This is a genomic window from Gordonia sp. HS-NH1, assembly GCF_001418765.1.
GTDB lineage: Bacteria > Actinomycetota > Actinomycetes > Mycobacteriales > Mycobacteriaceae > Gordonia.
Window position 1 is genome coordinate 60,009 of sequence record NZ_LIYC01000019.1, and the last position, 19,058, is coordinate 79,066.

19 protein-coding genes and 3 tRNA genes are annotated in these 19,058 nt (G+C 68.1%); 10 read left to right on the forward strand and 12 right to left on the reverse strand.

The window, feature by feature from the left end; genetic code table 11:
* Window positions 1–139: 139 nt before the first annotated feature.
* Window positions 140–1,642 carry a sigma factor-like helix-turn-helix DNA-binding protein gene (locus tag AMD30_RS14405; protein WP_055476092.1) on the forward strand — a complete coding sequence of 501 codons (1,503 nt, stop codon included), beginning with the start codon at window positions 140–142 and terminating at the stop codon, window positions 1,640–1,642.
* Between the two features lie 16 nt (window positions 1,643–1,658).
* On the opposite strand, the gene AMD30_RS14410 is transcribed toward AMD30_RS14405, so the two are convergent.
* Window positions 1,659–2,357: an AMP-binding protein gene (locus AMD30_RS14410; RefSeq protein ID WP_084817269.1), complete on the reverse strand. Its 699-nt coding sequence runs from the start codon at window positions 2,355–2,357 to the stop codon at window positions 1,659–1,661.
* A gap of 282 nt (window positions 2,358–2,639) precedes the next feature.
* Between AMD30_RS14410 and AMD30_RS14415 the strand changes: the two genes are divergently transcribed.
* Both AMD30_RS14415 and AMD30_RS14420 read left to right on the forward strand, forming a co-directional pair.
* Window positions 2,640–3,308: an MspA family porin gene (locus AMD30_RS14415; protein WP_055476106.1), complete on the forward strand. Its 669-nt coding sequence runs from the start codon at window positions 2,640–2,642 to the stop codon at window positions 3,306–3,308.
* A 47-nt stretch (window positions 3,309–3,355) separates the two neighbouring features.
* On the forward strand, window positions 3,356–4,036 hold the full coding sequence (locus AMD30_RS14420; RefSeq protein ID WP_231632726.1) for an MspA family porin: 681 nt from the start codon (window positions 3,356–3,358) through the stop codon (window positions 4,034–4,036).
* A gap of 65 nt (window positions 4,037–4,101) precedes the next feature.
* On the opposite strand, the gene AMD30_RS14425 is transcribed toward AMD30_RS14420, so the two are convergent.
* The 5 genes from AMD30_RS14425 to AMD30_RS14445 all read right to left on the reverse strand — a co-directional run bounded on the left by AMD30_RS14425 (window position 4,102) and on the right by AMD30_RS14445 (window position 6,067).
* A tRNA-Ser gene (locus AMD30_RS14425) sits at window positions 4,102–4,189 on the reverse strand.
* Window positions 4,190–4,266: 77 nt separating this feature from the next.
* Window positions 4,267–4,476, reverse strand: a complete 210-nt coding sequence (locus tag AMD30_RS14430; RefSeq protein ID WP_055476094.1) for a CsbD family protein — start codon at window positions 4,474–4,476, stop codon at window positions 4,267–4,269.
* Between the two features lie 171 nt (window positions 4,477–4,647).
* Window positions 4,648–4,917 carry a hypothetical protein gene (locus AMD30_RS14435; RefSeq protein ID WP_010843245.1) on the reverse strand — a complete coding sequence of 90 codons (270 nt, stop codon included), beginning with the start codon at window positions 4,915–4,917 and terminating at the stop codon, window positions 4,648–4,650.
* A gap of 123 nt (window positions 4,918–5,040) precedes the next feature.
* The gene (locus AMD30_RS14440) at window positions 5,041–5,505 is read right to left on the reverse strand and encodes a nucleoside deaminase (RefSeq protein ID WP_193748601.1); all 465 of its coding nucleotides are present in this window, start codon (window positions 5,503–5,505) and stop codon (window positions 5,041–5,043) included.
* A gap of 19 nt (window positions 5,506–5,524) precedes the next feature.
* The gene (locus AMD30_RS14445; RefSeq protein ID WP_014925043.1) at window positions 5,525–6,067 is read right to left on the reverse strand and encodes a tRNA adenosine deaminase-associated protein; all 543 of its coding nucleotides are present in this window, start codon (window positions 6,065–6,067) and stop codon (window positions 5,525–5,527) included.
* 78 nt (window positions 6,068–6,145) lie between these two features.
* Here AMD30_RS14445 and AMD30_RS14450 point away from each other — a divergent pair, with 78 nt between their 5' ends.
* Window positions 6,146–7,120 (forward strand): prephenate dehydrogenase, encoded by a 975-nt coding sequence (locus tag AMD30_RS14450; RefSeq protein ID WP_035717611.1) that lies wholly within the window; start codon window positions 6,146–6,148, stop codon window positions 7,118–7,120.
* A 13-nt stretch (window positions 7,121–7,133) separates the two neighbouring features.
* Here the strand turns inward: AMD30_RS14450 and AMD30_RS14455 are convergent, their stop codons facing one another.
* Together AMD30_RS14455 and AMD30_RS14460 are read right to left on the reverse strand one after the other, a co-directional pair.
* Entirely contained in the window at window positions 7,134–7,688 is a 555-nt protein-coding gene (locus AMD30_RS14455; RefSeq protein ID WP_010843241.1) for a putative glycolipid-binding domain-containing protein, read from the reverse strand.
* 161 nt (window positions 7,689–7,849) lie between these two features.
* Complete coding sequence (locus AMD30_RS14460) at window positions 7,850–8,632, reverse strand: hypothetical protein (RefSeq protein ID WP_010843240.1); 783 nt, start codon at window positions 8,630–8,632, stop codon at window positions 7,850–7,852.
* Window positions 8,633–9,203: 571 nt separating this feature from the next.
* Here AMD30_RS14460 and helR point away from each other — a divergent pair.
* On the forward strand, window positions 9,204–11,351 hold the full coding sequence (gene helR, locus AMD30_RS14465) for an RNA polymerase recycling motor ATPase HelR (RefSeq protein ID WP_035717607.1): 2,148 nt from the start codon (window positions 9,204–9,206) through the stop codon (window positions 11,349–11,351).
* Between the two features lie 223 nt (window positions 11,352–11,574).
* Here the strand turns inward: helR and AMD30_RS14470 are convergent.
* Both AMD30_RS14470 and AMD30_RS14475 read right to left on the reverse strand, forming a co-directional pair.
* Window positions 11,575–11,650, reverse strand: a tRNA-Arg gene (locus tag AMD30_RS14470).
* Window positions 11,651–11,703: 53 nt separating this feature from the next.
* Window positions 11,704–11,795: transfer RNA gene (locus AMD30_RS14475), tRNA-Ser, on the reverse strand.
* Between the two features lie 118 nt (window positions 11,796–11,913).
* On the opposite strand from AMD30_RS14475, the gene hisC reads away from it, so the two are divergent.
* Window positions 11,914–12,981: a histidinol-phosphate transaminase gene (gene hisC, locus AMD30_RS14480; protein WP_035717604.1), complete on the forward strand. Its 1,068-nt coding sequence runs from the start codon at window positions 11,914–11,916 to the stop codon at window positions 12,979–12,981.
* A 31-nt stretch (window positions 12,982–13,012) separates the two neighbouring features.
* Here the strand turns inward: hisC and AMD30_RS14485 are convergent, their stop codons facing one another.
* The gene (locus AMD30_RS14485; protein ID WP_035717600.1) at window positions 13,013–13,990 is read right to left on the reverse strand and encodes an alpha/beta hydrolase; all 978 of its coding nucleotides are present in this window, start codon (window positions 13,988–13,990) and stop codon (window positions 13,013–13,015) included.
* Between the two features lie 190 nt (window positions 13,991–14,180).
* Between AMD30_RS14485 and AMD30_RS14490 the strand changes: the two genes are divergently transcribed.
* Window positions 14,181–14,690 (forward strand): acyl-CoA thioesterase, encoded by a 510-nt coding sequence (locus AMD30_RS14490; RefSeq protein WP_010843236.1) that lies wholly within the window; start codon window positions 14,181–14,183, stop codon window positions 14,688–14,690.
* On the opposite strand, the gene AMD30_RS14495 is transcribed toward AMD30_RS14490, so the two are convergent.
* Window positions 14,664–15,911 (reverse strand): hypothetical protein, encoded by a 1,248-nt coding sequence (locus AMD30_RS14495; protein WP_010843235.1) that lies wholly within the window; start codon window positions 15,909–15,911, stop codon window positions 14,664–14,666. The two genes, AMD30_RS14490 and AMD30_RS14495, sit on opposite strands and share 27 nt — an antisense overlap.
* A gap of 152 nt (window positions 15,912–16,063) precedes the next feature.
* Between AMD30_RS14495 and AMD30_RS14500 the strand changes: the two genes are divergently transcribed.
* The 3 genes from AMD30_RS14500 to AMD30_RS14510 all read left to right on the forward strand — a co-directional run bounded on the left by AMD30_RS14500 (window position 16,064) and on the right by AMD30_RS14510 (window position 19,049).
* Window positions 16,064–17,161, forward strand: coding sequence for a magnesium transporter CorA family protein (locus tag AMD30_RS14500; protein ID WP_035717642.1), 1,098 nt, complete (start codon window positions 16,064–16,066; stop codon window positions 17,159–17,161).
* A gap of 122 nt (window positions 17,162–17,283) precedes the next feature.
* Window positions 17,284–18,252, forward strand: a complete 969-nt coding sequence (locus AMD30_RS14505; protein ID WP_055476095.1) for an ABC transporter ATP-binding protein — start codon at window positions 17,284–17,286, stop codon at window positions 18,250–18,252.
* Window positions 18,249–19,049, forward strand: coding sequence for an ABC transporter permease subunit (locus AMD30_RS14510; RefSeq protein ID WP_055476096.1), 801 nt, complete (start codon window positions 18,249–18,251; stop codon window positions 19,047–19,049). The genes AMD30_RS14505 and AMD30_RS14510 overlap by 4 nt, the downstream gene beginning before the upstream one ends.
* Window positions 19,050–19,058: the final 9 nt, after the last annotated feature.

Sequence of the window (19,058 nt, forward strand, 5' to 3'; positions counted from 1 at the left end):
TCGTCCGTTCGAGCGGTCCATCCGCCATGTCCCGGTAGCCTGTGATGTGCTCAGCGCGGGCCCCGCGAGCGCTCCCCCGAACTCGAGCCGGGCCATCGTTCCACCGACGTCACCCAGACCCGTTGAGGAAGCCTCACCGATGACCGCGCACGCCGACGGACCCTCGTCGTCGAGACGTTCCCCGGGCGACCTGCGCGCGCTCGCCGCGGTAGCCGAGTTCGACGCCGCACTCACCGACCAGGAGCGGCGGGTACTCACCGAGCGCATCTACGCCGGCAGACCTCGTACGCAGGCCGAGGTCGCCGACCTCCTCGGACTGTCGCGCGAGCGCGTCACCAAGATCGACCGGTCCATCCGACACCGCCTGGCCTCGCTGATCGACGCGGATCGTGCTCTCGCCCAGCTGTCGGCGACGATCAACCTGCGGGCCGCTCCACTCGCGGACGCCGTCCAGCTCACCGCGGACTCGACTCTCGCGGGATCGCCGGTGGGCGACGCCGAAGCCCCCTGCTGGCGGGTGGTGGCCGCGGCGTCGGGTTTGCGTACCAGCGAGGACTGGATCATCCGGGGCACCTTGCGCTCGGTCGCCGAGTTCACGAAGTCGGCCGTCTCGGAGGCGGCGCTTCCCGGTGGGGTGGCTCCGATCACCACGATCGCCGATCATCTGGGTTTGTCCGACGATTCGGCCGCGCGATGGCTGCGGCGGGTGGGGTACGAACTGATCGACGGTCATGCGATCGCCACGCGGTCGACCACGGGCGAGATCGTCGCCGCGGTGCTCTCGATACGCGGCGCGGCAATGACCTTCGCCGAGATCGTCGATGCGACTTCCGCGATTCCGCGCGCCCACAACAGTATTCGCAACGCACTGGCGTCGGATTCGCGTATCGTCAAGACCGACCGCACCCGCTACGGTCTCGCCGAGTGGGGCCTTCCGCGATACGAGCCGGTGCACCTGCAGATCGGTGCGATCCTGGCGGACGGTGACGGGGCCGCACCCATCGACGAGGTCATCGCGACGATCCGCGGCCGACACGACGTCAGCGAGGCCACCATCCGCGCATACGCCGGCGCCGGTGAGTTCCAGATACGTGGCGGCGTCGTCACCCGGCGCGAGCGGGCGCGCCGCCCCCGGCGAACCCCGGGACGGACGCGCGGTCTGTATCGCGAGGACGACCTCGTGCACTGGGCCACGACGATCACGCCCGCACAATGTCGCGGAACGGGATTCAACATCCCCAGCGCCGTCGCCGGCCTCCTCGGCATCGCACCTGGTTCCCCGGTCACCCTCGAGACCTCGCTGGGTACGCAGACTTTCACGTGGGCGTCGGTCCAGGCGCGGTCCGGTTCGATCCGACGGTTCATCGACGCACTCGAACTCGCACCGGGTACACCGGTGTTCTTCGACTTCGGGCCGCGCACGTTCGCCCTGCGACGGGCCGAGCTCTCCACCGCGTCGCCGACCGCCGCCATCCTGACTCGAATAGGCCGTCGCCCGGCACGGCTCACCAGACCTCGCCTCATCCGAGTGCTCGCGGAATCGCTCTGGCTCCCACCGGATTCAACAACCGACGACGTTGTCGACCTCCTCGTCCGACGCCGTGAGGCCGACCTCGCCGACCGGGTCGCCGCGATGCGCTGAGGCTTCGGACGCCCGGTCACCGAGCGGCCGGGGCTCCCCAGTCGGGCACCCCGAACGGGGCATCGACCGCAACGCACGCGCCGGCCGACGCACAGGCGAGGATGCGGACCATGGTCTCGCGGGTGCCGAGATCCCCTTCGAGTCCGACACGTGCACCACGATGCAACCCGTCGTGCTCGGCCACCCATTCCGCCTCGGCGACGAGTTGGCGTGCAGTGTCGAGAGACCCCGCGTCGAGGTCGGCGAGCAGGCCACCCTCCCCACGCACCGGATCGGGTCCGCCGAGAGCGGCGAGTACGAAGTCGTTGGCAACCCGGTACATCGCGCGGGAGCGACTCTGGTGCACAACGGCTTCGACGAGATCCTCGACCTCGACGCACTGGTCGATGTGGGCGAACACGAAGCCGATGTCGTCCGATCCGGCCGGTGCGCGGCGTGGGTCGAGGACGATCGGCACGGTCACGGCGTCGACCTCGAGAAGTGAATGCCAGGCGAGGATGAACTCCCAGCCCGTGTGGATCGCGAGACCAACCCGACTCCCCGGGGTGACCCCGCAGGAGGCCAGCTGCTCGGCCATCCACTCCACGGACTCGTAGAACCGTTCGAAATCTATGACGGCATCGCCGGTGTGCACCGCGGGCAGCGCACCGTGGGAGTCGTGGGCTGCACTCAGCAGCGAACACGATACCGGTGTCCGAATCACACGTCCCCGCATGTACAGCGAGTTCGACTGTTAAGCAACCGAACTCGAGACCTTCGCGTGCGAGACCACCAGCGCGCGCCGGCAAGATCCTCACGCCTTGCAAAGGTTAGGCTACCTTTACCAGTCGGGAGGGTGTCAACCCCCTACATAGTTTTTCACTCATCTCGTATTTAGGGTACGTTCACCAACGATCGCCACCCTGCCGCAGCTGACGGGCCCATCCCCCTGCGATGAGTTCTCGACGCATGCGACATCCCGTCCTCGGGCGGGTAGATGAAACGAGGAGAGCACGAGATGACACAACGAACCTTGCGGGCCGTCGGACTGTCCGCACTAATCGGCGGATCGGTGACCGCCGCGCTGCTCGCCGGCGCCGCGTCGGCGGGTGCGGACGCATTCGTCCGCCTTCCGGACGGCACCGCGACCGGTGACGGCATCCGGATCGTACGGTCCGAGGAGAGCGCACGGGTGTCTGCCTCGATGGCCGCCAACGGCGTGTCCAGGACCACCTGGGTCAGCGGTCAGATCACGCTGTATGCACCGAATCTCAAGCCCGCCAAGGCAGGACCGAGCGTCGGCGCCGCCGGCGAGACGACGCTTCCCGGGAGCAACGGCACCGCGACGAACGGCGCCGCCGCCACCCTATCCACCGGTTACATCATCGGATGCCAGGTGAACATCAAGGGCCTCCAAGGCGGTCTGTCCGGATCGCTGACCCCGACCGCACCGTCCCTGTCGGGGACCCTGACCGTCCCGCTGGCTGCAGGCGACGTGACGTTCGTGGTGTTGAACACCAAGAACATCGAGAAGGCCGGCACCTACCACCTCGGCTACGACGACGCGCAGATCGATGTGCAGAACTGCGGCGGATACGCCCAGGCGCGTGCGTTCACCACGATCGAGACGACCGGCGAGGTGCACCAGAAGGTGAACCTCTACGGCAAGCCGTTCTCCATCGGCTGACCGCGAAACCGTTGACCATGACCATGACTCGCCGAATCGGAGCTCCCATGACCGCCCCCCAGCGCCACACCGCGCGCACCCGTATCCTCGCGGCCACAACCACACTCGCCTGCGCGGCACTGGTACCCGCGTTGACCGCGGCACCCGCACAGGCCGACACCGTCGTCCAACTCCCCGGTCAATCCGTCACGAAGACGTTGAAAGACGGTACGACAGTGACCATCACGCGCAGCAACGAATCCGCGCGAATCACCCCGTCGATGGGCAGCACGCCCCTGCACCGCAATGCATGGGTGTCCGGCAAGTACGTGGTGTCGACGTCCGACAAGGCGGCGAAGATCGGCGTCGGGGCAGGCTACATCGTCGGCTGCCAGCTCACGCTCGGCGGTAACTCGAACAGCCGAGCCGGCGCTTCCGCGCCCAACTACGACCTCCAGAGCGCGACCGCGACTGCCGAGACCGGCGCCGGCGTGACCATCGGCCCCGGCCAGGCGGCCAACTACGTGATCAACGACCGCGAGTACAAGGACGCGTTCGGCGCGGCCGGCCACTCGTCGTCGATCAGCTTCGCCGGCGGCAAGGGAACTCTCGCCTACACCAACGAGACCATGATGGTGAACGGCTGCGCCGGCTACGCACAGGCCCGGTCGTACGCCAAGGTGAGCGTCACGACCGACAACGTGTCGCAGTCGATCGCCGTATACGGGAAACCGTTCAGCCTCGGCTGATTCGACGGCGCAGACCCGGACAGCGAAATGGCCCCCCACCCGTGAGGATGGGGGGCCATTTCCGGCGGTGGCGGAGGGATTTGAACCCTCGGTACGGGGTTACCGCACACAGCATTTCGAGTGCTGCACCTTCGGCCGCTCGGACACGCCACCGCCGAAGACTGTACCGCAGACCTGCGGTCAGACTTAAATCGGCTGGTCAGGCGTACAGGCGCCGAGCGGCGGGTGTACTAGTGGCCGGTCAGCTTGTCCTTGACGTCGTCGATCTTGCCCTTGACGGCATCGGCGGCGTCCGTGATCTTCTGCTTGCCCTGGGCCTGCGCCTGGTCGCCCTTGCCCTCGTTCTTGAGGTCCTGATCGTCGGTGAGGCTGCCCGCGGCTTCCTTGCCGCGACCCTTGAGCTCTTCGGCCTTGTTCTTGGCGTCGTCCGTGGTTCCCATGAAGCCTCCTGGGTTGAGGTTCGGCGCGGCCGGGTGCCGTCCGATGTGGAAGAACTCGGCGACGACCGTCGCGCCGGCTGCTCGACACTGGCGCCGCCTGAGGAGCGGACTCCTGCCTCCCACCGTGCCACAGGTGCACACTGAGCTGCAGGAACGCAGGTCAGCGGCCTGTCAGCGGCTGGTGAACTTCTCCGACACCTCGTTCAGCTTGTCCTTGGCGGTGCTGAACACCTCCTGGACCTTCTCGTTCTCCGCGAGGTCGTTGAGCTTGTCCTTCGCGGTGGCCAGGGCATCCTGGACCTGCTTGCTCTCGACGAGCTCGTCGATCTTGTCGCGGGCGGTTCCCAGCGCCTCCTGCACCTTGCCGCTCTCGGCGAACTCGTTGATCTTGGCCTTGGCGGTGTCGAAGGCCGCGGTCACCTTGTCGGACGGATCGGTCATGACTACTCCTCGCGGGTCGGGGTGCTGCATTCCAATCTGCCAGGACCGCGCAGCGACGACCACCGGTCCGCACCCTGAGATCTCACCGATCTTGTCCTTGCGCGACCCCGAGACCGCGCGCGATCACGGGTGTCGGCGGGTGGCGAAGAAGTCGACCATGAGCGCGCGGCACTCGTCTTCGAGGACGCCGCCCTTCACCTGGGGGCGATGCGACAGCCGTGGATCGCGCACGACGTCCCACAACGAGCCGACCGCACCCGTCTTGGGCTCCCACGCTCCGAACACGACGGCGTCGACACGGGACAGCGTGATCGCGCCCGCACACATGGTGCAGGGTTCGACGGTCACCGCGATCGTGCACCCCGGGAGCCGCCAGCCGTCACCGAACGCCCGCGCCGCCGCACGCAGCGCGAGGACCTCGGCGTGTGCCGTCGGATCGCCATCTGCCTCCCGGCGGTTCGCCGCGCGGGCCAATTCGACGCCCTCCGGGTCGAACACGACCGCACCGATGGGTACGTCGTCGGTCCCCGACAGCGTCGCCGCGTCGAGTGCGGCACGGACCATGGATTCCCAGGGGGGCGCACTCATCGCGCGGATGCCTACAGGCTCAGTGGCCGAGCGAATCGAGGACCTTGCCCAGCTCGTCGGCGAAGCCGAGCCGTGCGGCGATCATGCCGAGTTGCTCGTCGGCGTAGAGATCGGTGTCGCCGACGATGACGCTCATGACCGCGTCGGGCAGTCCCAGGTCGGCGAGCAACCCGAGGTCCCCTTCTTCCCACGGATCGATCTGGTCGAGTTCGTCCGGATCGATGTCGGGCACCTCGACGTTCAGGGCGTCCAGCGCGTCGACCGCGATGTCGTAGTCGACGGAGGCGGTCGCGTCGGAGATCAGGAGACGCGCTCCCGTCGGGGACGGCCGCACGATGATGAAGAACTCGTCGTCGACATCGAGGAGCCCGAACACCGCGCCCGCGGAACGCAGCTCACGCAATTGGGTTTCGGCGTCCTCGAGGTCGGAGAGCGCAGACGGCTTCATCGCGGTGACCTTCCAGCCACTCTCGTCGCGTACGACCGCCACGGCAAAACCGTCGATGTCGTCGTCCACGTCCTGCGCGTTCGACCCCGACTTCCCAAATCCGGCACCGGCCATGCAGGAAACCGTAGCCCCTATCACCGGTACTCCCAAGTCCCGGTTCACCGTGCGTGACCGGTATGGGAACGTGTCAGGGTGACTGCCGCGCCGTCGTCCCCCGCTCTCACCCTCCCCCGACCGGTATGCGTGCTGGGCCTGGGCCTCATCGGCGGCTCGCTCGTGCGGGCCCTGCACGACGCCGGACACGAGGCGTTCGGCTACAACCGGTCGACGGCGACCGTCGATGCCGCCACGCGCGACGGATACGACGCGTCTTCGGATCTCGTTGCGACACTTGGCCGCGCGGCGTCGTCGGACGCACTGGTCGTGCTGGCGACACCCGTGACGACGATCGAGCCGCTGGTGAGCGCCATCGCCGAGCACGCCCCCGACGTCCTTGTCACCGACGTCATCAGCGTCAAGCAGGAAGTCGCGCGCGTCCTCGCCCACCTGCATCCCGGTGGCCGGTATGTGGGCGGTCATCCGATGGCGGGGACCAGCTCGTCGGGCTGGGCAGCAACCGACGCGGCGCTCTTCGACGGAGCCATGTGGGCCGTCACCACAACAGACGACACCCCGTCCGACGACTGGCTCACGGTGGCCGGGCTCGCCGTGGCCGTCGGCTCACGGGTGGTGCCGGTCGCCCCCGATGCGCATGATCGGGCGGTCGCCGCGATCTCCCATCTACCGCACCTGACCGCCGCGGCAACGGCCGCCGTCGGGGCCGGTGAGAGCGACCTCGCGCTGCGCCTGGCGGCCGGCAGCTTCCGCGACGGCACCCGGGTCGCCGGCACGGCACCCGCCCTGCAGCGGGCGATGATCGAGGCCAACGGCATCGCCGTGCTCAACGTCCTCAGCGAGACCATCGACCGCCTCATCGCCGTGCGCGACGAACTGCGCGACCACGGGACCGTCGAAGTGCTCGTCGACGACGGACACCGCGCCCGGGCTGCGTACGAGCAGCTGCACTCCGGGACCGCGGAGGTCATCTCCGGGGTGACCGTCGGCGACGACGGCTGGCAGCAGGAACTCCGCCGTCAGGCCCACCAGGGCCGGGTGTGGGTGGGCTGAACCCGGGCAGGGCTCAGACGCGCCGCGCGAGACCCGGATAGTCGACGACGAAGTTGTTCTCGTCGACCGTGATCGTCGTCGTCGCGAGCGGCGACACCACGCGGAACCCGTCTTTGCCCGGGGTGTACGACATCGTCGCCGGCTTCACGTCGCCGCTGGGCAGATACATGTAGGCGACCGGGACCTCGACCGTTGTGGGCGTCGACGCCGACAGGCCGCGGCGTCGGATCGGCAGAGAGTTGAACATGGGCGACAGCGCGAGGTCCACGTCTTCGGCGCCGTCGAAATCCGAGCGGGTGGTCTCGCCGTCGGGGCGTCGGATCAGCCACGTGCCCTCGTCGTCGCGGGTGATGCCGAACTGCGTCTCCCCGTCGGCGCGCACCAGGTGCACGGTCAGCCGCTTGACCACACCGGCGTCGGTGGTCTGCAGCTCATAGGACGCGGAGAACGCCTCGTGGTCGGCGGTCGCCGCGGCGATGATCCGTCCGTATGCCTTGAGGCGCGCGCCGGACACGACCAGGCGGACCTGTTCGAGTCGATCGGTGTCTTCGCCTCGCCACGTGAGCATCGTCTTGAACTCGTCGTTGGGGGCGGAAGACTGACCACTGTCTGGGGCTGTCTGCGGGGAACTCACGTGACCAAGGTAGCGAGCCACGGCCCCGATCACACATCGGACGAGCAGGTCACCCCACCGACACGCGGGATTCGCGATGACGGGAACGTGACGGCTCAGGCGATGCAGGACGCGGTGCGACGCGTGGACGACGGCGTCACCGTGTCCTCCACCACCACCTCGCCGTCGACGGTGATCGAGCAGGTCACCGCACTCCCCGTCCCCGCGATCACCAGCAGACGCAGCGGATTGATCCCGCCGGTGAACTGGACGGTCCACGGATTCGTCGGGGCGAACTCGGAGCGCAACCCGGCATCATCGACGTACAGGATGGTGGCCTGCCCGTCGATGGTCGCCTCGTAGGTCACCGGTTTGTTCTGCGGGTCGATCCGCTCACCGGGTTGCCCCGGAAGCTGTTGTCCCGGCTCGGGCGGGGTGAGGCTGGGCGGTTCGAAGGTACGAGGGATCGGCATCGTGTCGGTGGTGAGCGGCGAATCCGCGAGGGGTTCTTCGGCCCCCTGACGGAGTCCGAGGAATCCGACGAAGGCCACCACGAGCAGCACCACCATTCCCGAGGTCAGGACCAGGGTCGCGGTGGGTACTCCGAGAACGCGGGAACCCGCCCGGCCGTCCGCGTCGTCGGCCTCCCGCTCGGCGGTCGCAATCCGCTCGCCCTCGGCACGCTCGGCGCGCTCGACCATGGTCAGCTCGGTGTTCGTCGGCTGGCCGGGACGGAACAGCGGGGTGCCGTCGGAGGCGTACCCGAGCGGCGGATAGAGCTGCGGTGCGACGGGCTGTCCGTACAGATCACGTGCGGACCCGCCGGTCTGACCGCCGGCATCGTCGCGGTGCCGCGGATCGCGGGCGCCGGGGTCACGGCCCCCGTACGGCTGTCCCATCGTCGGCCTCCGGTCGAGATCGTGAGCGTCGTCGTCGACGACGCGTCGAGGCACCGGCTGCAACCGGGCGGACCGGCGCGACGCCGCGTGTCATTCCATCTCCGACCTTACGACGCGGGTTCGGATGCTCATCTCGGCGATCGGAAAGCCGCAGGCCACGGCGACGTCACGGTGACAAAGGACCAGTTGGTCGAATGAGTCCCGGAACGGGAGAGATGACCGGGAATGGAGAACCGTGGCCGCGCTGCCGCCCCACCCCCAGGTCTTCGGGGGCGGCAGCCCCCTGACAGGCCCCACCGATAGGAGTTCACCGTAGTGAACTGACAGTACTTTCACATACAGCACACCAGGCTGCAACAGGTGATGGGCTGATCGGGTCAAGTGGGACTAAAGTCCGTTTCACCCGCGCGGGCGGCGATCTCTTTTCCCCTTTCACCATAAGCCCTGGACAGGGGCTTGCCGCAAGGCCCCCCTCGCGGTGCAGAATCGCTCTCTCACCTGCCGAGACAACCCCGCCGCCTGCCGATTCGGAGTCCTATCTGTGCCCTCAGTACCCGAAGCCCCTGCCGACGTGAGTTCGACGACCACCGTTGTGTTCGCCCTCCCCGACCAACTGTCCCCGAAGAACGATCCCGTCCTCATCGCCGACGACACCCGACATTTCACCTCGATCACCACGAGTCTGCGGCGCACTCTGACGGACGCCGAGGAACGCCTGCAGGGACTGCTGCGCGAAGCCGGCGGCAAGGGGCGGCGGGCCGTCGACCGCGACATGGAGATCCATCAGCTCGGCTCTCGCATACGATCCCTACGGCGCTTCGGCCTCGACCTGTGCCTGGGCCGGCTGGTCCGCGACGACGGGGACATCCTGTACGTCGGGCGGCTCGGACTGACGGATTCCGCCGGCGAGACCCTGCTCGTCGACTGGCGCACCCCGCTGGCCGCGCCGTTCTTCGCCGCCACCCGTCGAGACCCGATGGGACTGGTGAGCCGACGCCGCTACCGCTGGACGCACGGCCGGATCACCGACTACTGGGACGAGGTCTTCGTCGACGACCCCGCGGTGCTCGCCTCGCACGCCGCGCTCGACGAGCAGTCGGCCTTCCTCGCCGACCTCGGCGCCAGTCGTTCCCCGCGGATGCGAGATGCCCTCGGCACCATCGCCACCGATCAGGACGCGATCATCCGAGCCGGCTCGCACGGCGCCCTCGTCGTCGACGGTGGTCCCGGGACCGGCAAGACCGTCGTCGCGCTGCATCGTGCCGCCTACCTCGTCTACGCCGATCCGCGCCTTGCGGGCAATCGCGGCGGGCTGCTCGTCGTCGGACCCCACCGGCCCTACCTCTCCTATGTCGCCGATGTGCTGCCGAGTCTCGGCGAGGAGAGCGTCCAGACATGCACTCTCACCGATTTCGTCGTCGAAGGTGGTTCGGCGACAACCGAAACCGACGTCGACGTGGCGCGATTGAAGTCATCGGTTCGGATGGTCGAGGCGGTCGAACCGGCGGTGAGATTCTACGAGCAACCGCCCACGACCCCCTTGGTGGTCGAGACTCCGTGGGCGGAGACGACTCTGACACCGACCGATTGGGCGGACGCCTTCGACGTGCCGGAACACGGTACAGCGCACAACGATGCCCGCGACGAGGTGTGGGAGGAACTGGTGTCCATCATCGCCTCGCGACACGACGACGACGTGCCCCACCACGCGCTGCGTCGTGCGTTGGCGGCGAACGCTGAACTCGTGACGGCATTCTCGCGCGCGTGGCCGGTGCTCGACGCCGCCGAGATCGTCGGTGACCTGTGGTCGGTGCCGGCATTCCTCCGCATGTGCGCGCCGTGGCTGTCCCCCGCCGAGGTACGCGTGCTCCAGCGCGCCACCCCGCACGCCTGGACCGATGCAGACCTGCCGGTCCTCGACCGCGCACATCGGCGAATCGGGGATCCGGCGGCGGCGGCCCGACGTCGCAGGCAGCGCACGGCCATGACGGCCGAGCGCGAGAAGATCGACCAGGTGGTCGACGACCTGATCGCCGCGGAGGTCCACGACGACGGCGAGGGACTGATGGCGATGCTGCGGCACGAGAACCTGCGCGACAACCTCGGGGACGAGATCGTCGGTGAGACCGCCGGGCCGCTGGCCGGGCCGTTCGCGCACATCGTCGTCGACGAGGCCCAGGAACTGACCGACGCCCAGTGGCAGATGCTGATCGATCGCTGTCCGTCGAAGAGTTTCACCGTCGTCGGAGACCGCGCGCAGGCCCGGCGCGGGTTCACCGAATCGTGGGAAGAGCGACTTCGTCGCGTCGGGTTGGGCGACGTCACCGAGGCGGGACTCACGATCAACTACCGGACCCCGGAGGAGATCATGGATGCGGCCGCACCCGTCATCCGCGCGGCGCTTCCCGATGCGAACGTCCCGACTTCGGTTCGGCGGTCGGGCATTCCGGTGACCTTCGGCGTTCGCGCCGACCTCGACACGGTGATCGCCGACTGGACGTCGGCACATCGAGACGGGATCGCATGCGTGATCGGCGAACCGGACTTCGCGGGGACCGAGCGCGTGCGGTCGCTGACCCCCACGCTCGCCAAGGGACTCGAATTCGATCTCGTGGTGCTCGTCGATCCGGACTCGTTCGGCCCCGGGACCGAGGGTGCCGTCGACCGCTACGTGTCGATGACACGGGCGACACAGCAGCTGGTCATCCTCCGCGCGTAGTCGCCCCCGCACCGATTGGGGTAGTGCCGTACTCGTGTCGACGCCACGGACACCGGCGAGGATGGATGGCATCACGGCAGATCATCGGAACCGACGGGGCCACTCCGATCGCCGCCCGATGTTCGCCGTGACCCAGAACGTGTGCACCGGCACCTCGTCCACCCACCCAGGGTTCCGGCGTGCACAGAAGAGGCCCGCCACCGGGATCGGTGACGGGCCTCTGTGGTGCGCCCGTAGGGATTCGAACCCCAAACCTTCTGATCCGTAGTCAGATGCTCTATCCGTTGAGCTACGGGCGCGTGATATTCAGTTGTCGTGCTCTTCAGTTGTACCGCGGTCGGCCGACTGCGGTTGGCGGAGGCGAGAGGATTTGAACCTCCGGTCCCGTTTTAGCGAGACAACTCATTAGCAGTGAGTCCCATTCGGCCGCTCTGGCACGCCTCCTCGGCGGAGTCCTTTCGAACTGCCGAGTCGAAAGGTTACACACCCTTCGCGGCCACAAGCAAACCGGTTGGTCAGAGCCGGTTTCCGCCCATACGCGACCGCGGCCTACATTGGTCGGGTGAGCCTGCGAATCCGCCCCGATCTGGACGACCTTCCCGTGTACGTGCCGGGCAAGACGTTTCCCGGAGCGGTGAAGCTCGCGAGCAACGAGGTCACCGAGGGTCCGCTGCCGAGCGTCATCGACGCCATCGCCGCCGCCGCTGCAGCCGTGAACCGCTACCCCGACAACGGGATGGTCGAGCTGACCGCGGCGCTGGCCAAGAGCCTCGGCGTCACCGAAGACGAGATCCAGGTCGGGTGCGGGTCGGTCATCCTCTGCCAGAACCTCATCCTCGTCACCAGCGGACCGGGCGACGAGGTGGTCTTCGGGTGGCGGTCCTTCGAGACCTACCCCCTCGCGACCCGCGTCGCGGGCGCGACACCGGTGCAGGTCCCGCTCACCGGCGACCTGACCTACGATCTGCGCGCGATGGCCGACGCGGTCACCGACCGCACGCGGCTGATCTTCGTGTGCAACCCGAACAACCCGACCGGGACCGTGGTCGAGGCGGCCGACCTCCGTGACTTCCTGCAGCGCGTGCCGTCGGATGTCGTCGTCGCACTCGACGAGGCGTACTTCGAGTACCTGCGCCTGCCGTCGAACCAGGCGTACGACGCGCTCGAACTCCGGCGCGAGTTCCCCAACCTGGTGGTGCTGCGCACCTTCTCCAAGGCGTACGGACTTGCCGGCCTGCGCGTGGGCTATGCGATCGCCGACCCGGAGGTCATCACGGCTCTGGGAAAGGTCCACGTCCCGTTCTCGGTCAGCAGCGTCGCGCAGGCCGCGGCGCTGGCCAGCCTCGATGCCGGCGACCAGCTACTTGTCCGCACGGACGCGGTCGTCGCCGAACGCGCCCGCGTCACCACCCGACTGTGCGAGGCCGGATACCGGGTGCCCGACTCGCAGGCCAACTTCGTGTGGCTCGACCTGGGCGCGGCGTCGTCGGAGTTCGCACGCGCCTGCGTCGACGCCGGGGTGGTGGTCCGCCCCTTCGCCGGTGACGGCGTGCGGGTGACCGTCACCAACACCGACGAGGTCGATGTGTTCCTGCGGTTCGCCGAGAGCTGGGACGGGCCCCGGAGCTGACCCTTAGGGTCGGCCCGCGGGCGCGGCCGGACTAGAGCCCGCGACCGATGGTCGGCCAGAGGACCGCGAGGTCGCGCTCCCAGTACGCCCAGGTGTGGGTTCCGATGAGGCGGAACCCGTCGGTGTAGGGCACCCCCGCGGCGCGCAGCGTGATGGCGAACTCGAGCGAGCACCGGTAGGCGCCCAGTTCGAGCGCCGACGACGACGCGGTCACGACCTCGCGCGGACCTTCGTCCGGCTCGATCTGCCGCTGCAGGTCGAGAGGTCCGATGGCACCCGACCCGGCCGAGATGAAGATGTTCTTGCCCCGCAGCCGGTCCAGATGGAGGCTCGGATCGTGCGCGCGCCAGCCCGCCGACCCGAACGGGCCCCACATGTTGGTGGCGTCACCGCCGTCGCGGCCGACGGTGGTCCGGACATACGCCTCGTTGAGCGGTCCGGACACCGGCGGGCAGCCGCTGAGCGAGGCGACCCCGGTGTACATCTCGGGATGGCGGATGGCCAGTGAGAAGGCGGCCTGCCCGCCCATCGACAAGCCGATGACCGCATTGCGTCCGTTGCCGTCGAATCTGTCGTCGATCAGCGGGGGCAGCTCTTTGGTGAGGAAGGTCTCCCACATCGGCTTGCCGAGCGCCGCGTCTTTCTTCTGCCAGTCGGTGTAGAACGTTCCCTTGCCGCCGGTGGGGAGCACGACGTTGACGTTCTTGTCGGCGAAGAAGCGACCGGCCCGGCCCTTGGTGATCCAGTCGCTGACCTCGCCCTCGGCACCCGCGCCGTCGAGCATGTAGACCGTCGAGCGCGGCGTCGAGCCGCCGACCGGGGTGAGCACCGACAGCTTGATCCGCTCGTTCATCGCCGGCGAGAACACCCAGATGTCGGTACGCAGTGCACTCAGCTTCTCGGACTTGGCGATCCGCGCCACCTGTCTGGGAGCAGCGTCGGCGATGGCCGGGGTCGACAGAATCCCCACCATCAGGCACACCAGGCCCGCGATCAACCGCCTCGACATCTCGCCAACTCCCTCGCCGACAGTCCCCCCGAGCGCACCCGGACCCGTCGTGTCACCACGTGCGCGTCCGCGCCGGTCGGAATCCGAGCGGCGCGGACATCTAGACTCACAGACTACCCGGCGTACAGCGGAGTGGAAGGTCGTGACCACGGCATCTCACGGACACCGGGACCGCCGAGGAAAGTCGACGATGCCCAGTTCACGTTCTGTTCACCATCAGCGCCCCGGACCGGACGAGACATCGCCGGCCGAGGGACTCGGCCCGAAGGACTTCGCCTTCGTCGCCGAAGTCGGGGTGCGGTGGTCGGACATGGACGCCTTCGGCCACATCAACCACGCACGGATGGTCACGCTGATGGAAGAGGCGCGCATCGCGTGGCTGTTGAGCGCCGGCGAGGACTACGCCCCCCTGATCACGAGCGCGATGATCGTGCACGTCGACATCCGGTATCAGGCCCAGCTGCGCCACGACGATTCGCCGTTGCGAATCGGGATGTGGATCAAAGGTTTTCGCTCGGTGGACTTCACCATCGGATACGAGATCCGCGGCGCCGGAGCCGAACCCGCCGGCCGGCCGGCGTGCGTGGCGAGCACCCAGATGGCCGTCGTCGACATCGAGAAGCACACCCTGCGGCGGCTGACGCCCTCCGAGAAGAGTTACCTCAGCGCCGCCTCACGACGGCTCGTAGCGGGCGGGTAGCTCCCGCGGCACCGCCGGCGAGATTCGGGCGATGTTGCCCTGCAACACATCTCGATAGATCCGCAACTGCTCCTCGCCGCTGCGGACCTGCTCGGTGAGACGTTTGGCGTTGTCGACGGAGATCTCCCGGTCTCCCGACCTCGCGATCAGCGCGTCGATGCGATCGTCCAGGGTGGCCGCCTTGTTGTACTCGGCGAGAACCTGGAGTTCGACGGCCGCGGACTCGACGACGTGCGCCACCTCGCCGAGCGCCTGGACGCGGTCGATGAGCTCGGTCCACACCGGTCGCAGCGTCGTCTCCCGCTGGTCGATCTGCGCGGCGAAGGTGCGGTCGAAGCCGCCGTTTCGCTTGGCCCGGTCGAGATCGATGCGCACGGCTCGCAGCGCGATGACGTCGGCGGCGATCTCGGCGACCTCGGCATGCAGGTTCACCTGGGTGCGCTGGACCTCGAAGTGGTCGGAGCGCCACGCGGGGTTGCCGAGGATGCGGTCGTAGTAATGACCGGTGATGAACAACAGCGTCTCGTAGCCGTCGACGAAGGCCGCGGCGCGCGGCGCGCCGGCCGGGGATGGACCGCCCGGCACCTCGCGCACGCCGGACAGGAATTGGTCAGCCCACTGCCCCGCCTGCGAGTTGCCCGACTTCGCGGCCACCTGGCCGACCACGCCCGCGATCCGGTCGAAGGCGGCGGTTCCGGCGCGTCGGACGTAGCTCGACGTGTTGACGTTGGGGGTCGGGGTGCAGAGCAGACCGGCGAACAGGCGGTCTCGTTCCTCGATCTCGAGATAGACGTTCTCCCGACGCTCGCGCCGGATCGCCCTGGTTCCGGAGGCGAACACGCCCTTGGCGGCGACGATCTGTTTCCGGGCGTCCTCGCGGCGCCGCTGCAGGCCGTTGAGCCGGTTGCGCATCACGGCGCCGACCACGCCGGGCACGACCGGACTCGACAGCTGGTGCTCGATCTGGACGATCGCGCGCTGCAGGCGGCGGAGGTCGCCGAAACCCGCGGACATCGACGGCATCGGCCGGCCGGTGGAGATCCGGCGCACCACGATCGCACGACCACCCGGGGTGAGATATCCGGACGCGATGAGCAGCGCCGCGGTGTCCGACAGCTCACGACGTTCACCCGGCACCGCCGAACGATCGCACCACTCGCGGATCTGTTCGCTCGTGCGCGCGGGCATCAACCGATGTCCGCGGGGATTGCTGTCGACCATGTCGTCGCCGCCTTACCTGGAGAATCGGTGCCCGCGCCCGTCCACAGACACCGATTTCGATGCTACCCGCGGACGACGACCATCCGGTGTGGCCGACATCGCGGCTGCCTGTCGCACCGCCGGAACACGTCCGGCGGTGTCACGATGGCCACATGACTGTGCCCTCTGACGCGTCGGAACCTCACGGCGTCGAACGCATCCGCGGTCAGATCTGGCGGAACGGGGAGCCGGTGGACGGCTTCGACCTCGGGGAGATATCCACCTGTCTCGAGGATTCGGACAAGCTGATCTGGGCGGATATCGAATGTCCGACGCACGAGACGCTGTCCCGGCTCGCCGCCGAACTCGATCTCGATCCGTTCGCGATCGAGGACACCGTCGCGGCGGCCGAACGCGTCAAGACGGTCACGTACACCGGGCACACCTTCGTGATGGTCTACGCGGTCTCACTACACGACGGCGACACACCGTCCGACGGCCAGGACGACCAGGACGACGAGGACCGCGGTTCCACGGCGACCGAATTCCGCTCCTCCGCGAACGGTCGGGCGCGGATGTTCGACCTGCACCGCATCTCGGTCTTCGTGAAACACAACGCGCTCATCACCGTGCGACCGACCCCGGCACTCGACATCGACGAGGTCGTTCGCAGATGGTCGGACAGCGGGGCCATGCAGTACGGGATCGGCGCGCTCGTGCACGGCTTGCTCGACGTCGTCGTCGACGGGCATTTCGACGCCGTGCAGCGCCTGGACGACGAGATCGAGGATCTCGAGGCTCTGCTCTTCGACGAGCGGATCCCCGGTCGCGAATTGCAGCGCCGAACCTACGACCTGCGCAAGGACCTCGTCGTCCTACGACGGGTCGTCCTGCCGATGCGTGAGGTGATCGCCGGTATCCAGCGACGGCGGTTCGGCAACCAGGCGCCACCCGAGCTCGACCCGCATTTCTCCGATCTCTACGACCACGCACTGCGAGCGTCGGAGTGGACGGAGTCGTTGCGGGACATGATCACCACCGTCTTCGAGACCAACCTGACCCTCGCCGACGCCCGGTTGAACACGGTCATGAAGAAGCTGACCGCGTGGGCGGCGATCATCGCCGTGCCGACCGCCATCACCGGCTTCTACGGACAGAACGTGCCGTTCCCCGGTTTCGAGAAGGCGGCCGGCTTCATCACCAGCGTCACCCTGATCCTCATCCTGGTTGTGGGACTGTACGTTTCGTTCCGCCGGCGCGATTGGCTCTGACGACACGCGGGTCATCCGGAATACAGTGCGCCGCAACGTGTTCGAGGCTACAGCGGCGATCCCAGGAAGGCACCTGCCGACATTGATAGCGTGAGTGCGCACATCACCTACGGAAGGTACCGATGGAGTCACCCGCGATCACGATCGACGGTCTCACCAAGCGGTTCGGCAGCCTGACCGCGGTCGACGATCTGTCGTTCACCGTCGCCCCCGGCCGTGTCACCGGATTCCTCGGACCGAACGGCTCGGGCAAGACCACCACGCTGCGCATGCTCCTGGGACTGGTCGAGCCGACGGCAGGCCGCGCACTCATCGGCGACCGCCCGTTCCGGCAGATCCCCCAGCCGGCCCAGCACGTCGGCGCCGCCCTGGAGGCGTCGAGCTTCCATCCCGGACGCACCGGCCTCGGGCATCTGAAGGCACTCGCCCCGCAGGTCGGGGTCCCGACGTCGCGGTGCCGGGAGGTGCTCGACTTCGTCGGACTGTCCCAGGCCGCGGACCGCCGGGTGGGCGGCTACTCGATGGGTATGCGACAGCGGCTCGGTCTGGCCACCGCACTGCTCGGCGACCCGCAGATCATCCTGCTCGACGAACCGGCCAATGGCCTCGACCCGCAGGGCATCGTGTGGCTACGCGGCCTGCTCCGTTCCCTCGCCCACGAGGGACGGACGGTGCTTGTCTCCAGCCATGTCCTCGCCGAGGTGCGGAGCACCGTCGACGACGTCGTGGTGATCGGCAACGGCAAACTGGTTCGGGCGTCGACGCTGTCCGACTTCGAGGCCCTGGCCGAACACGCGGTCGTGGTGCGAACCCCGTCACGTGCGTCGTTCGTCGCGCTCGCGGGCGAACGCGGGTGGCACCTAGAGGACACACACGATGGTTTCCGGATTCCCGGGGTGAGCGCTGCCACGGTCGGCAGCGCGGCCTTCGGCGCGGGCATCGAACTCCACCAGCTCGCCGATGTCGGCGCCGATCTCGAGGCGGTCTTCCTGCACCTCACGAAGTCGTCGGACGCACCCACCAGTCATTTCCCGAGCGGTCCACCCGGTCCCCCGACCGCCGGCCCGACTTCGCCGGAGGTGATCCGATGAGGGCCGCGCTGATCGCCGAGTACCGCAAGTTCACCTCCACCAGGATGTGGTGGGTACTGCTCATCGCCATGGTCGTCTACCTGGGTTTCATCGGTGCGGCACTGGCCTTCTCGATGACCACCGAGAACGCCGTGCAACAACCGACGACTCTGGTCGGCGCCGACCTGGCACGCTCGATCTACGCGCTCACGAGTCCGATCGGCTACGTGTTTGCGCTGGTGATCGGCAGCCTCGCCGTGACCGGGGAATTCCGGCACAAGACCATCACCGCGAGCCTGCTCGTCGAACCACGACGCGGAATCCTGTTGGTGGCCAAGCTGATCGCCGGAATTCCGATGGGCCTGCTCTACGGCGTCCTCGGCACGCTGGCGGTCGTCGCGACTGCCGCGCCGATCCTCGCGACGGTCGGGGACGGCGCATTCCTCGACGACAGCTCCACCCTCGAGGTGATCGGCCTGTCGATGCTGGTGATGGTGCTGTGGACAGCGATGGGCGTGGCGTTCGGCGCGGTGGTGTCCAATCAGGTCGCCGCCATCGTCATCCTGCTGGCTTTCACCCAACTCGTCGAACCCATCGCACGCATCGCCCTGGCGACGTTCGACGCCACCTCGTCGGTGTCGAAGTTCCTGCCCGGGTCCGCGGCCGACGCCCTCGTCGGATCGAGCTTCTTCGCGACGATGGGCGGCGGCAGCGACGACCTGCTCCCGCAATGGGCCGGCGCGCTGGTCATGCTCGCCTACATCGCGGCGTTCGCGGTGATCGGTCGCTACACGACATTCCGCCGGGACATCGCCTGAGCCGGGTCA